Source organism: Embleya sp. NPDC056575 (assembly GCF_042793325.1).
Classification (GTDB): Bacteria; Actinomycetota; Actinomycetes; order Streptomycetales; family Streptomycetaceae; genus Embleya.
Genome location: NZ_JBHTVA010000028.1, coordinates 122,670 through 136,425, shown reverse-complemented (window position 1 = coordinate 136,425; position 13,756 = coordinate 122,670). Strand labels below are relative to the sequence as shown.

The 13,756-nt window shown below is 73.2% G+C and carries 11 protein-coding genes; all 11 read left to right on the top strand.

Annotated features, from left to right (window positions below):
• Window positions 1-219 precede the first annotated feature (219 nt).
• The 11 genes from ACFRCG_RS23180 (at window position 220) to ACFRCG_RS23130 (ending at window position 13,639) form a co-directional block, all read left to right on the top strand.
• Window positions 220-678, top strand: a complete 459-nt coding sequence (locus ACFRCG_RS23180; protein ID WP_380034268.1) for a pyridoxamine 5'-phosphate oxidase family protein — start codon at window positions 220-222, stop codon at window positions 676-678.
• Window positions 675-1,634 (top strand): LD-carboxypeptidase, encoded by a 960-nt coding sequence (locus ACFRCG_RS23175; protein WP_380034267.1) that lies wholly within the window; start codon window positions 675-677, stop codon window positions 1,632-1,634. The genes ACFRCG_RS23180 and ACFRCG_RS23175 overlap by 4 nt, the downstream gene beginning before the upstream one ends.
• A gap of 154 nt (window positions 1,635-1,788) precedes the next feature.
• Entirely contained in the window at window positions 1,789-2,448 is a 660-nt protein-coding gene (locus ACFRCG_RS23170; RefSeq protein WP_380034265.1) for a hypothetical protein, read from the top strand.
• 601 nt (window positions 2,449-3,049) lie between these two features.
• Window positions 3,050-3,706, top strand: coding sequence for a maleylpyruvate isomerase N-terminal domain-containing protein (locus ACFRCG_RS23165; RefSeq protein WP_380034264.1), 657 nt, complete (start codon window positions 3,050-3,052; stop codon window positions 3,704-3,706).
• A 52-nt stretch (window positions 3,707-3,758) separates the two neighbouring features.
• Window positions 3,759-4,250, top strand: a complete 492-nt coding sequence (locus ACFRCG_RS23160) for a DinB family protein (protein WP_380034262.1) — start codon at window positions 3,759-3,761, stop codon at window positions 4,248-4,250.
• Between the two features lie 252 nt (window positions 4,251-4,502).
• Entirely contained in the window at window positions 4,503-5,738 is a 1,236-nt protein-coding gene (locus tag ACFRCG_RS23155; RefSeq protein WP_380034260.1) for an alpha/beta fold hydrolase, read from the top strand.
• A 410-nt stretch (window positions 5,739-6,148) separates the two neighbouring features.
• Window positions 6,149-7,969 (top strand): hypothetical protein, encoded by a 1,821-nt coding sequence (locus tag ACFRCG_RS23150; protein WP_380034258.1) that lies wholly within the window; start codon window positions 6,149-6,151, stop codon window positions 7,967-7,969.
• Window positions 7,970-8,143: 174 nt separating this feature from the next.
• A complete protein-coding gene (locus ACFRCG_RS23145; protein ID WP_380034256.1) occupies window positions 8,144-9,049 on the top strand; it encodes an ABC transporter ATP-binding protein in 906 nt (301 codons plus the stop codon).
• Window positions 9,046-11,610 carry an ABC transporter permease gene (locus tag ACFRCG_RS23140; RefSeq protein ID WP_380034255.1) on the top strand — a complete coding sequence of 855 codons (2,565 nt, stop codon included), beginning with the start codon at window positions 9,046-9,048 and terminating at the stop codon, window positions 11,608-11,610. Before ACFRCG_RS23145 ends, ACFRCG_RS23140 begins: the two co-directional genes overlap by 4 nt.
• A gap of 101 nt (window positions 11,611-11,711) precedes the next feature.
• The gene (locus tag ACFRCG_RS23135; RefSeq protein WP_380034253.1) at window positions 11,712-12,998 is read left to right on the top strand and encodes a histidine kinase; all 1,287 of its coding nucleotides are present in this window, start codon (window positions 11,712-11,714) and stop codon (window positions 12,996-12,998) included.
• On the top strand, window positions 12,989-13,639 hold the full coding sequence (locus tag ACFRCG_RS23130; RefSeq protein WP_380034251.1) for a response regulator: 651 nt from the start codon (window positions 12,989-12,991) through the stop codon (window positions 13,637-13,639). The genes ACFRCG_RS23135 and ACFRCG_RS23130 overlap by 10 nt, the downstream gene beginning before the upstream one ends.
• Window positions 13,640-13,756 lie beyond the last annotated feature (117 nt).

The window sequence follows — 13,756 nt, the reverse complement described above, 5'->3', positions numbered from 1 at the left end:
AACATGCGCGAACGCGCCGAAACCCTCGGCGGAACCTGCACATTCGGCCCGGCACCCGACCACGGCGCACTACTCGAATGGCGCGTACCACTGGGTTGACGGTTTCGCGGGGCCGTGGGGCTCCGCGGCGCACGGCACGTGATACCGCGGCGCTCGACGGCGTGGGCTCAGGGCCGTTCGGCCCTGTGCCACTCCCGTCCCCGGTTCGAAAGTTGAGCCATGAGCAAGCCCCCACCCACGAACCACCGCCTCGGCCGCCGAGAAACCCTCCGCCTGATGGCAAGCGAACCGATGGGACGCGTCATCGTCAGCGAGGGTGCCCTCCCGGCCGTCCACGTGGTGCGGTTCGCCCTCGACCGGGAATGCGTGGTGTTCCGCACCCCGCCCGACTCCACCCTCGCCAAGGCCGCCCTCGACACCGTGGTCGCATTCCAAACCGACCACATCGACCCCACCGCGCACACCGGTTGGACCGGCACCATCACCGGCCACGCCTCCCGAATCGACGACCCCACCACACTCACCCGCCTGAACCACCTACTCCCAGCCCCCCACGACCCCCACCAGACATGGTTCCGAATCACCTCCGAACTCGTCACCGGCCACACCCTCCACCTCCACCGATCCCCCACCCCTCCCACCCACCCAGAAGCCACCCAAAGAAGGCTTCCACCGTGACCACCACCAACAACCCACGACAACCCACCCGTCCCCCGCGCCTACACCCCGGCGATCGGGTCCGCATCGTCTCCCCCGCCAGTCCGCCCACCCGCGACGGCGTCGCGTACGGCGTCAAGTTGCTCACGTCATGGGGGTTGCGGGTCGAGGTGGGTGAACACGCCTTCGACCGATGGGGGTACATGGCCGGCAGGGACCGGGACCGCACCGCCGACCTGAACGCGGCCTTCCGCGATCCCGGAGTCCGCGCCGTGCTCGCGAGCCGAGGCGGAAAGGGTGCCTACCGCATCGTCGACGACCTCGACTTCGACGCGCTGCGCCGTGACCCGAAGCCCCTCGTCGGCTTCAGTGACATCACCCACCTCCACCTGGCGCTGTGGACCCACTGCGGACTCGCCTCCCTGCACGGCCCGTTCCCGGACGGCACCCGAGACCGGTGCGGCCCCGCCTCGGCCACCGCGCTGCGTCGCGCGCTGACCACCACCACGCCGGTCGTCCTGCACCGGGACCCCACCGAGGTCACCGCCCCGATCACCTTCGGGGGCACCGCCGTCGGCGTCCTGGTCGGCGGCAACCTCGACGCGATCCGCACCGAGACCGGAGCCGGACTGCCCGCTCTCGACGGAACCATCCTCTTCCTCGAACACCAACGAGGCACGGGACTGGGGGAGGTCGATCGTGCACTCACCCAACTCGCCCGCAGCGGCGCCTTGGACGGTCTGCGCGGCGTGGTGCTCGGACAATTCCTCGACTTCGAGCGGGACGCCGACGACCCGACCCTGGGCGGATGGGGCATCGTGGACGTCCTGCGTGACCGACTGGGCCCGCTGGGCGTCCCCGTCCTCGGCGGCATCCCCGCCGGGCACGGCCCCCACCCGCCGACGATTCCGCTCGGCACCGAGGCAGCCCTCGACACCGCCGCAGGAACCCTCACGATCCAGGCGGCCGTGGTCTGAGTGGCGACCGTGCGGCCGTCCCGTCGCGCGTTCCGGGGCGGGAAGGGGTTGACCGGGGTGGTTGCGCCGAGTGTGCGGGGACCGCTTTGAGCGCAAAACGCCTGTGCCGTCGGGGGTTCGGGATTCCTTGGGGCGGCGCGCCTACACTCCCCGCATGGCAGGACACGCGACTACGACGGCACTGTCCGATGTGCGCTTCGTGGGGCTTCGCTTCCGGCTGGTGACCCGGGGTGTGCAGCGCCCGGCGCCGGTGGAGGTGGCCGCCCTCGCGCACCACGGGATCGGAGAACTCGTCTCCTGGCGGGCGCACGCGGTGATCGAACCGCCCGAGCCCGGGAGCCCTCCCCCCGCGCCGATCACGACCCCCGTCCCGCCGGCCGAGCCGGGATCCGTGGCCGAGGCGCTGGCCGCGATCGACCGGCGGATCTCGGGCGACCACCCGCACGCGCTGATCGCGGTCCCGCCGTTCGCCGAGACGACGATCATCCGCGAACAACGCGCGTACTGCCCGGCGCTGGCGTCCTGCGTCGTGTTGGACCTGATGACCCTGGCCGCCATCGTCCGGCCCACCGCCACGCCGCAGTCCCTGGACGGCCGCCTGCGCGCCATCGGCCTCCAGCCGCCGCAGGACCGCGCGGCCACCTGGGACGCCTACGCCGTGACCCACCTGTTCCACACCCTCGTCGGCGAGGGCGTCGCCGGCCGTCGCTGGTCCACCCTGGAGGACCTCGCGCGAACCGCGGGCACGTACCCGCCCCCGATCGAACCGGAGTTCCTCCCCCCGAGCGACGTACAGGAGTCCCTGTTCGACTGAATGCCGGCCGCCTGCTTCGCCGAATGTGATGCGGCTGGTGATCTTCCGTCGTGCCTCGCCTCGCCCCTGTGTGCCGTGTGTGCCGGATCGGCGCCGACAGTGCGGCCGGCGCCGATCCGTGGTCGATCCTCACCGGGTCCGACGGCCACGCCCCCGCTCCGTACCCGCGCGGCTCCAGGAGGCCCGGTGCGGTGACCGGGAGGGTGCCGAGCCGACGACGATCACGCCGGTCGCTTCCCCGATCGTGTGGGTACAGCGCTCGCTCGCGCCCAGGCATCGCGGGCACGACATGGCGCGTCGACGGCGCCCGTCGCCGGCACCGCCCCCCGCCTCGCCACCCGGCGTGTTCTTCGCCGCCCCGGTCGTCCTACGCATGTTCGCTCCCATTCGGTGAGGCCGATCGCCCACACCAGAAAAACCGCCCTCGCCGCATCACGCATACGCACGACCGGACCGCCCCGGCCCCACAGGGCACACGTCCCGGGGAAATCCCCGCTTCCACCCAAGCACCCGTGCGGGTGAACGGCCCGGTCGCGACCGATCCATGTCGCGCCGGGCAAAAGCGTTTGTCGGCTGTGGTGGCGCGGACTACCGTGCCCGTGTGGATCTCTTCTCACGCTCGTGGACGGCGTTGCGCACGGCGGTTGCCGGGCTTTCGGACGAGGACTTCGCCCGGCCGTCGGGGTGTACCGGCTGGCTGGTGCAGGACCTGGTGTGCCACCTGGTCATCGACGCGCAGGACGTCCTGATCACACTCGTGACGCCCGCCGACACGGAGCCGACGCGCGATGCGGTGACGTATTGGGAGGTCGCCGAGACGCCGCCGACCGGTGACGATCCGCTCGACGCGCTGACGGTTCGGCTGGCCGCCGCGTACCAGGATCCCGGGTTGCTGAAGTTCCACCTCGACGACGTCGGCTCGGCCGCCGGGCGTGCGGCCGAACTGGCCGATCCCGAGCTGCGGGTCGCTACGCGGGACCAGGTGCTCACCGTGGCCGACTACCTGTCCGTGTACGTCCTGGAGTGGACCCTGCACCACCTCGACCTGATCGCACACCTCCCGGACGCGGCGGACCCGCCCGCCGAGGGGTTGGCCCGGACCCACGAGCTGCTGGAGCGGATCGCCGGGGCGTCCTTCCCGGCGTCCTGGTCGGACCGGGACGCGCTGCTGGTCGGTACCGGGCGGCGGGCGGCGACGGACGGGGAGCGGGCCGAACTGGGTGATCTCGCGGCGCGGTTGCCGCTTTTCCTCGGCTGACGGTTCGGGGCGGGCTCGCGGGGTGCGCCGGGGGCGCTGTTAGGGTCCGTCGATGACAAGAATCGTGCCCTACACCGGTGCCGAGAAGGAGAGTCTGCTCGCCAGTCTCGATCGGCATCGCGATGCGGTCCTGTGGAAGCTCGACGGTCTCGACGACGACGCGCTGCGGCGACCGATGACACCCTCGGGGACCAATCTGCTGTCCCTGGTCAAACACTTGGCGGCGGTCGAGTACGGGTGGTTCTGTACGACGTTCGGGCGCGAGACCGAGCCGCTGTGGTTCGACCCGGAAGACGACATGACCGTGCTGCCGAGCGAGTCCACGGCCGACCTGGTCGCCTTCTACGGCCGTGCGCGGGTCGCCGCCGACCGGGTCGTCGACGAACTCGGCCTGGACGACGTCGGCACGTCCTGGAACGGCAATACGGTGTCCCTGCGCTGGGTCCTGATCCACATGATCGAGGACACGGCGCGGCACGCCGGCCACATGGACATCGTGCGCGAACTCCTCGACGGGGCGACCGGCGACCACCCTCGTCCCTGATCCCGCCGGGGCGACTCGGCACCGGTGCGGCGTGGAGACTACTTCCGGGGGAGCATGGGCTTCGCCGTGCCATGCCGCCCACGGAGCACGCGAGGAGACTTCTCCCGTCGGATGCGGGCGCCGGGGGGCGCGGGCGAGAGTTGTTCTCGTCAGGGCGACTGCGTGGGACGGAGGCGTCCGTCCCACCCGGTGCGCCGCCGCGTCCGGGCCGGGTCGTGTCCCGGCGCTTTCGACCACCGACGGGGAACTGCTGTGGAGCACCGACCAACCGAGAACGGCACCGACGACGAAGCCGGTCCCGAAGTCGGCACCGATACCGGCACTGACAGCGGCACCGTTGGGGCGGAGGGTGGCGGCCGGGGCGACGAGGCCGGCTCGGCCGCCGAGGCCCGGCCGGGCGGCGCCGACTCGACCGCGACGGTGACCGATGCCGGCGCCGGTGTCGGCGTCTCCACGGCCGACCCGACCTCGGACGCCGACCATCCGGCCACGGATCCGCCGTCCGGCGGAACGGAGCCGCCCCGGACGCGGTCGCGGCTTCGCCGTTGGGGGCGGCGGATCGCGTTGACCTGCGTCGTGACGCTGGTCGCGGTGACGCTCGCGTCGTTCACGTACAACGCGTTCACCGACGACCGGGCCGACCCGCCCGAGGGACTGACCTACGTACAGGCGGCCGACATCCGTACGCGCTACCAGACGTGGGGCACGTCCGGGTCGCCCGTCGTCCTCGTGCACGGTGCCTTCGAGTCCGTCGACACCTGGTCGCGGCTGGCTCCGCTGCTGGCCCGCGACCACCGGGTCTACGCGCTCGACCTGACCGGATACGGCTACAGCCAGCGGCGCGGCCCGTACACGGTCGACCACCTCACCCGGCAACTCCTGGGCTTCCTGGACGCGATGCACCTGGGTGGTCCGGGTGAACGGCCGCTGCTGGTGGGCCACTCCAGCGGGGCCGCGATGGTCGCGGAGGCGGCCCTGCGCGCGCCCGAGCGGATCGGGGGGATGATGCTCCTCGACGGCGACGCGCTCGACACCGGCGCCGGTCCGCCGTCGGCGCTCGAATACGTGCTGATCGACCCGTTCCGCACCAGCCTGCTGCGGATCGGGCTCGGTACGGACTGGCTGATCCGGAAGGTGTACGGCTCGCAGTGCGGACCGGAGTGCCCTCGGCTCGACGGCGCGGGGGTCGACCAGTGGCGGCGACCCTTCCAGGTGGCGGGCGCCGAGGGCGCCCTGTGGAGCATGCTCGGCGAGGGCGTGTTGGGTATTTCCTCCGACCGCCTGCGGCTGCTGCGCGACGTGCCCATGCCCAAGTCGGTGGTCTTCGGCGCGAACGACGACGTGTTCGACCACAAGACCCCCACCGAAACCGCCGACCGCATAGGCGCCCCGCCCCCCACGCTCATCCCCAAGTCCCGCCACCTGCCCATGATCTCCGCCCCCGAAGCGGTAGCCGCCGCGATCGACGCGGTCCCGGCCCGGCAATAGCCGGCAAACGACGGTCGGGCGGGCACCCGGTCGGGGTGCGGGTTGACGTGGATCACGGGATCCCGGCCGCGACGAGGGTGAGCCACCGCCGCCCTGGTTGATGGGCAGTCGCACGCCCCGACCGACACGGGCCCGGCGCCGACCGTGCCGGCTCGCGCCCGGTACCGACCCGGCCCCGGGAAAATCACCCGATCGAGGCGGTAATAGGGACAACGGCCGTACTCGAACGCGACATCATCGACACCATGCCCGGCGAATCGACGGCCGGGATCAACGGCTCGCACGTGTTGTCGATCGTCCCGACGCCTCGATCGTGACCGGCTTCGCACACGCACGCGGTCCGGCGCGACGGCGCCCCAACGACCGTCCACCCGTCGAACCGGAACACCGACCCGGAACACAAGGACGACATGACCGGCACCACCACGCCCACCCACGCGCCCGACGCGGTCCCGGACGTCACCGCGCGGCCGGAGCCCGCCGCCGGCCCCCGCCGGGGTCTCGCCCGCCGGACCCGCCTCCTCGACCACCTCGTCATCGCCTTCCCGGTGCTGATCCTGGCCGGCATGGGGTGGCACCGGCGGTGGATCACCGACGACGGGTTGATCTACGTACGCGCGGCCCGGCAGATCCTCGCCGGCAACGGTCCGGTGTACAGCCCCGGCGAGCGCGTGGAGACGTCGACCGGCACGTTGTGGCAGTGGCTGCTGGTGCTGCTCGACGCGTTCGTCCCGGGCGATCCGGCCCGTATCGCCGTCTACGCGGGCCTCGTCCTGTCGGTCACCGGGTTGTGGCTCGCCCTGTCGGGCACCCGTCGGCTGCTGCGCGCGGAGACCGGCCGGATCCTCGTGCCCGCCGGCGCCCTCGTCCTGGTCGCGCTGCCCCCGGTCTGGGACTTCGCCACGTCGGGGCTCGAAACCGGCCTGCTCGTCGCCTGGATCGGCCTGTCGTGGTGGTTGACGTCCGCAGGCGATCCCCGGGCGTGGTCGACCCGGCATCGCCTCGGCGTCGCGGCGGTGTTCGGGCTCGGTTCCCTGATCCGCCCCGAACTGGCCGCGACCGCACTGGTGTTCCTGATCGCCCTGACCCTGGTGTCCGGATCGGGACGGCGTGCCGTCGTGGCGATGTTCCTGGCCGCCGGCGCACTCCCCCTGGCATACCAGGTTTTCCGCATGGGCTTCTACGGCCTGCCCTGCCCGATGCCCGCCGTCACGAAGAGCGCGACGCGCCTGTACTGGGGGCGCGGTTGGGACTATCTCCTCGACATCGACCGGCCCTACCGCCTGTGGATGCCCACCCTCCTGATCCTGGCCGTCGTGGCGCTGCTCCTGCTCCGCCACCGCCCGCGCGAGCGACGCACGCTCATCGTCGGTGCCACGCCGGTCGTGGCCGCGCTCGTCCAGGCGCTGTACGTCGTGGGCGTCGGCGGCGACTTCATGCACGGTCGTATGTGGGTGCCGGTGCTGGTGCTGATCCTGCTGCCGGCCCTGCTCGTGCCCGTGGATCGTCGGGTGGCGGCCGTTCTCGTGCTGGTGCCGGTCTGGGCCGTCTGGTGCGGCGTCTCGCTGCGGTCCGGTCTGACCACCACCGACGGGCCGCGTCCGCGGGTGTACCAGACCTGGAACGAGCGCATGGTGTACGTGAATTGGACCAGGACCACCAACCCCACCACCTCGTACGCGCACAGTGGGACCCTGCCGGGACTGCGCGCGGAGTTGTACCGGATGGATGCCCAGGGCCGGCACCTTCTGGTACTGGACGGCAACCACCTCTCCGCCGCCGGCGGCCTGCCGCCGCTGCCGTTGCGACCCGACGTGCGGGCAGCCGAGGGCCTGGTGATGGGGCGCCTGGGCGTCGGCGGCGTGGTCACCCCGCTGAGCGGCATCGTGGTGGACGTGTGGGGGCTGAGCAACACGGTCGGCGCGCACATCGAGCGCACCCAACACGTCGCCGCCGGCCACGAGAAGCTGCTCCCCCTGGCGTGGAACGTCGCCCTGTACGTCGACCCGGCCGCCTGGTCGCGGATCCCGTCGAACGCGGCGTCCCCGGAAGACATCCGCGCCGCCCGGGCCGCCCTGGACTGCGGCGACCTGAAGGAGTTGGTGCGCTCCACGACGGAGCCGATGACACCGGGCCGATTCCTGCGCAACCTCATCGGCTCCTTCGACCGCGCCCGGCTGACCGTCCCGGCCGACCCGAAGGCGGCGGAACGCAGGTTCTGCCGCCGCTGACCCGGGCCCGGCCGGCGCCGGGACGCCACCCCGGGGGGGTGTGGTTTTCCGCAGGTGGACTCGGCGCTCGGCCCCATGTCGCGGCCGTCCGCGCTCCAGCAGGCTGCTCGTACCGGTGATTCGGGGCCCGTTCGCGGGAGCGGGCCCTCACCGGGCGAGCGAGGAGGTCGGCGGATGCCGAGGAGCAGGACGCGGGGTGGGTCGGCGGCCGGATACGCGCCGGCCACATCGCCGGTGGCGGCGCGGGCGCGGGGGTTGGTCAAGGAGTACGGGTCCGGCGCCGGTCGGGTCACGGCGTTGGCCGGAGTGGACGTGGAGCTGATGCGCGGCGGCTTCACCGCGATCATGGGGCCGTCCGGCTCGGGCAAGTCGACGCTGATGTGGTGTCTGGCCGGGCTGGACACCGCCACCCGGGGCGACGTGGCGATCGGGGACACCGAACTCGGCGATCTGGACGACACCGCGCTGACCGAACTGCGGCGCGACCGGCTCGGGTTCGTCTTCCAGGCGTTCAACCTGCTGCCGACGCTCTCCGCGCTGGAGAACATCACGCTGCCGGTCGAGATCGCCGGGCGGCGGGTGGATCGGGCACTTCTGGACCACATCGTCGAGGCCACCGGACTGGCCGATCGACTGGGCCATCGCCCGAGTGGGCTCTCCGGCGGTCAGCAACAACGGGTCGCGGTGGCACGGGCGTTGGTGGCCCGGCCGGAGTTGGTCTTCGCCGACGAGCCGACCGGGAACCTGGACTCCCGGGCCGGCGTGCGGGTCCTGGACCTGCTCCGACGCGGGGTGGACGAGTGGGATCAGACGGTGGTGATGGTGACCCACGATCCGCGCGCGGCGGCGTACGCGGACCGGGTGGTGTTCCTGGCCGACGGCCGGATCGTGGACGATCTGGCCGACCCCACGGCGGACGGCGTGTTCGAGCGTATGCGCGGATTGGACGGGCGTGCGGGGCCGGGACACGACGGTCCGGACGGTCGGGGCGGCCTCGATCACGGCGCCGGCGGTCGGGTCGACCGGGGCCCCGCCGGTCGAGGTCCCGTCCGCGACGGCGTGCGCGGGGTGTGGCGATGATCCTGGCTCGCATCTGCCTGCGCGGAGTGCTCGCGCATCGGACCCGCATGCTCCTGGCGCTGGTGGCGATCGTGCTGGGCACCGCGTTCGTGGCCGGGTCCCTGGTGTTCCGGGACTCGGTCGCGGCATCGACTCGCGCGGCGTTCGCGGACACGGCGGCCGATGTGACCATCACACCGGCGGCGCACGCGGATCGACAGGACGGCACCGGTATTCCGCCGACCGTGCCCGCCGGAGTGCGTGACGCGGCGGCCCGGGCCGAGGGGGTGCGCGGCGCGTACGGGCGGGTGCACGTCCCGGACACCGTGGTGCTGGACGGCCGGGGCGCACCGCTGCGTGCGCGCGGCAGCCTCGTCGCGGACTGGCCGGCCGGCGCCGCACCGCGCCTGGATCGCGGTCGCGCGCCGACCGGCCCGGCGGAGGCGGTCGTGGCGGCGAAGCACGCGCGGGCGCACGGGATCGGCCTCGGCGACCGACTGCGGGTGGCGGCCGTGCCCGGGACGTTCGAGGCGACCGTGGTGGGCATCGCACACGACCGGGCGGACCGGGTCGGGGACGCCGAGGTGTTCCTGGACCCGGCGACGGCGCGACGCGGCCTGCTGGGCGGGGCCGAAGCCTTCACCTCGGTCGCGGTCGAGGCCGCCTCCGGGGTCGCCGACACCCGGGTGCGGCAGGCGATCCTGGCCGCGTTGCCCGACGCCGCGCCCTATACGGTCCGCACCCGCGACGGGGAGGCCGCCGCGCGCGGGGACGCCGCCGGGGCCTCGTTGGACCTGGTCACCTACATCCTGCTCGGCTTCGCCGGGATCTCGGTGCTGGTCGGTGTGTTCCTGATCGGCAACACCTTCTCGATGCTGGTCGCCGCACGCACGCGACAGAGCGGGCTGTTGCGCGCCGTCGGCGCCCGGCGCGGACAGGTGAACCGGCTGGTGCTCGGCGAGGCCGGGGTGTTGGGCGTCGCGGGTTCGACGCTCGGTCTGGCCCTGGGCGTGGCACTGGCGGTCGGGCTGATCCGGCTGGTCGGGCCGGTCGGCGACGCCCCGGCGGTGGATGGGCCGACGGTGCGGCCGGGTACGCCGGTGGTGGTGTACGCGGTCGGGGTGCTGATCACCCTGGCGGCGGCCTGGCTGCCCGCGCGCCGGGCCGGCCGGGTGCCGCCGATGACCGCCCTGCTGCGGGTGGCCGGCCCGACCGATGCGCGGTCGCCGCGTGCTCGAAGCGTGCTCGCCGCTGTGGCGGGTGTCCTCGGCGGGGGTGCGCTGCTGCTCGCGGTCCGGGCCGACGAACTCGCCGCCGCCGGGCCGCTGCTCGCGGTCGGCGTACTGCTCACGCTGCTCGCGGCCGTCGCCGGCGCCCCGTTCCTGAGCGTCTGCGCGGTGCGCGGCCTGGACCGACTGCTCGCCCGTCGATCCGGGCCGATCGGCCGGCTCGCGCGTGGCAATACCGTCCGTGACCCGCGCCGCACCGGCGCCACGGCCTCGGCCCTGATGGTCGGCATCGCCCTGGTGAGCTTCCTGTCCCTGCTCGCCGCGTCGCTGGTGACCTCCGTGGACGGCCAACTGCAACGCACCATGAACGCCGACTACTTCGTGATGTCCGCCCGGCCGATGACCGAACAGGTGGCGCGGACGATCCGCGAGACGCCGGGTCTGGACCACGTCACCGCGCAAAAGACCGTGCGGGCGGATCTGATCACCGCACACGGCACCGATCGCGACCACGATCTGACGGCCACCACCGAACGTTTCACCGACGACTTCCGGTTGCGCTTCACCGCCGGCGACGCCCGCTCGACGCTGGCGCCGGGCGGGGACGGGATCACCGTTCCGCAGGCGTTCGCCAAGGAGTACCGGCTCGTGGTCGGCGATTCGGTGGCGGTGCGCTTCCACGGCGGCGGCACGGCCCGGCTGCGGGTAGGCGCGATCGTGCGCGACGGCGACCTGTTCGCCTCCGGCGCCACGTACGTCGGCACACACGTCGTGCGCGCGCAGTTGCCTCCTGACCAAGTTCCCCTGGACGACGTGTACTTCGCCACCGCCGCGGCGGGAGCGGATCGGGCCCGGGTGGCCGACGACCTCGAACGGCGGCTGGCCGCCCACCCACAGACCAAGGTCCGCGATCGGGAGAGCTATCGCGCGGCACTGCACGACACGGTGGCGCTGGCCCTGGACCTGGTGTACGCGTTGTTGGCGCTGGCGATCCTGGTGGCCGTGCTCGGCGTGGTCAACACACTCGCGCTGTCCGTGGTCGAACGCACCCGCGAGATGGCGCTGTTGCGCGCGCTCGGCCTGACCCGGCGGCGGATCCGGCGGATGATCCGCGCGGAGGCCGTGCTGATCTCCGTGGTCGGCGCGCTCCTCGGGCTGATCCCCGGCCTGCTCTGGGGTGTGGCCACCCGGCGCGTACTGGCCGACAGAGGCCTGGACACCCTGACCGTGCCGTGGTCGACCTGCGCGGCCGTCCTGCTCGGCGCGATCGCCGTGGGCGTGCTCGCCGCCTGGCTGCCGGCGCGCCGGGCGACCCGGGTCCCGCTGTCCGAGGCGATGGCCGGCGGTGGCTGAATCGGCGACCCGGGTGGTCGGGGCGATCGGCCGGGCCGGCAGGCTCGTCGGCTCCGGTTGCCGATCGGAGGGCTGGGGCGCGACGAAGGAGGGGAGGGACCTTGCGGGATTCGGGATCCGCGTCGAAACACGCATCGGAGTATGTGGCGGACCACGCGGCGGAGTGCGCGGCGGACCACCCGGCGGATCACGCGTCCGACCCGGCGGCTCGGGCTCCCGGGTTGCGCTCGATGTTGCGCGGTCGGGCCCGGGTGGCCGGTGCGGCGGTACGAACGCTGGCGCTGGGCACCCTCACCGCGATCCTCGTCCTGCTCTTCCTGATCGTGGCCGGCCCGGTGTGGGCGGTGACCGGGCCGCGTGGCTCCGGGCGTCCGCGCCCCCTCGCGCGTGGTGCCCGGGCGTTGGCCGGGTGGGAGCGGCGGCGGCTGGCCCGGCCGGGTGCGGCGCCGCCGCCGCCGACCGACACTCGCCGTCTGGTCCGGTACCTGGCCGCGCATGTCCCGGTGGGGCTGCTCGGCGGCGCCGTACTCGCGCTGGTCGTCGCCGGGGTCGGGTTCGGCGCGGTGATGGTGGGTGCGTGGTTGTCGGGCAGTCCGAATACGACCACGGCCGACGTGGCGATCCTCGTCCTGCCCGGGGCCGCCCTGCTGTGCCTGGCCGGCTACGGTCTGGTCGGGCTCGCGGACACCGATCGGGCGCTGGCCCGGCGGTTGCTCGGGCCGGATCCGAGCGAGGTGTTGCGGCGCCGGGTGCACGAGTTGGCGGCGAGCCGGGCGGGCGTGGTGGAGGCGGTGCACGAGGAGCGGCGGCGGATCGAGCGGGATCTGCACGACGGGGTGCAGCAGCGTCTGGTCGCCCTGGGCATGCTGCTCGGCCGGGCGCGGCGCGGCGGCGATCCGGCGCGGACCGACGAGTTGTTGCGCCAGGCCCACGAGCAGGCCCAGCAGGCGTTGACGGATCTGCGGGACGTGGCGTGGCGGATCCATCCCACGGGGTTGGACGACGGCGGGTTGCGCGCGGTCCTGGAGACGATCGCCGAGCGGGCGCCGGTGCGGGTCGAACTGGACTACGGCGTACGGTCGGAGCCGGCGCCGATCGTCGCGACGGTGGTCTACTTCGTGGTCGCCGAGGCGGTCACCAATACGGTCAAGCACGCCCGTGCCGACGTGGTGACGGTGACCGTGGCCGACCTGAGCGGCCGGACGGGTGACCAAAGCGGCGACCGGATCGCCGTACGGATCGTCGACGACGGTGTGGGCGGCGCGGATCCGGCCGGCGGCGGGCTGTCCGGCCTGGCCCGGCGGGTCGGCGCGCTCGACGGAACCCTGCGGGTGGACAGTCCGCCCGGGGGGCCCACCACGATCACGGCGGAGGTACCGTGCGCATAGTGTTGGCCGACGATTCGGCGCTGCTGCGGGAGGGGTTGGCCCGACTGCTCGCCGACGAGGGACACGAGGTGGTCGCCGGTGTGGGCGACGGCGAGTCGATGGTCGAGGCGGTCGCCGCACACGTGCCCGACGTGGTGGTGGCCGATGTACGCATGCCGCCGACGCACACCGACGAGGGATTGCGGGCGGCCCTGGAGGTGCGCCGCCGGCAGCCGGGCGTCGGGGTGCTGGTCCTGTCCCAGTACATCGAAAAGCGCTACGCGGTCGAATTGTTGACCCAGGACGGCGCGGCGGTCGGCTATCTGCTCAAGGACCGCGTGGCACACGTCGACGACTTCCTCGACGCGCTGGCCCGGGTGGCCGCCGGCGGTGCGGCCTTCGATCCGGAGGTGGTGCGCCAACTGTTGTCCCGGACCACCCACACCGACCCCCTGGACCGGCTGACCACCCGGGAGTCCGAGGTCCTGGCGCACATGGCCGAGGGTCGCACCAACGCGGCCGTCGCCAAGGCCCTGCACATATCGCAGAGCGCCGTCGAGAAGCACGCGAACGCCATCTTCGACAAACTGGACCTGCCGCACGGCCCCGAAACCGGGTACAGCCGCCGGGTCCTGGCCATCCTGCGCTATCTGGGCTCCTGACCCCGCCACGAGCGTCGACGGGCCGGGGCTTCCGGGAAGCCCCGGCCGCGCCCGCCCGTTGACGCCCGGCGGGAGCCGCGTGACGATGGGTCCGGCCGCGGGCGGTTGGCGGCCTCG

Coding starts and splice junctions, on each gene's coding strand:
- ACFRCG_RS23180 (WP_380034268.1), top strand. CDS start 220: ATGAGCAAGCCCCCACCCACGAACCACCGCCTCGGCCGCCGAGAAACC.
- ACFRCG_RS23170 (WP_380034265.1), top strand. CDS start 1,789: ATGGCAGGACACGCGACTACGACGGCACTGTCCGATGTGCGCTTCGTG.
- ACFRCG_RS23160 (WP_380034262.1), top strand. CDS start 3,759: ATGACAAGAATCGTGCCCTACACCGGTGCCGAGAAGGAGAGTCTGCTC.
- ACFRCG_RS23150 (WP_380034258.1), top strand. CDS start 6,149: ATGACCGGCACCACCACGCCCACCCACGCGCCCGACGCGGTCCCGGAC.
- ACFRCG_RS23145 (WP_380034256.1), top strand. CDS start 8,144: ATGCCGAGGAGCAGGACGCGGGGTGGGTCGGCGGCCGGATACGCGCCG.
- ACFRCG_RS23140 (WP_380034255.1), top strand. CDS start 9,046: ATGATCCTGGCTCGCATCTGCCTGCGCGGAGTGCTCGCGCATCGGACC.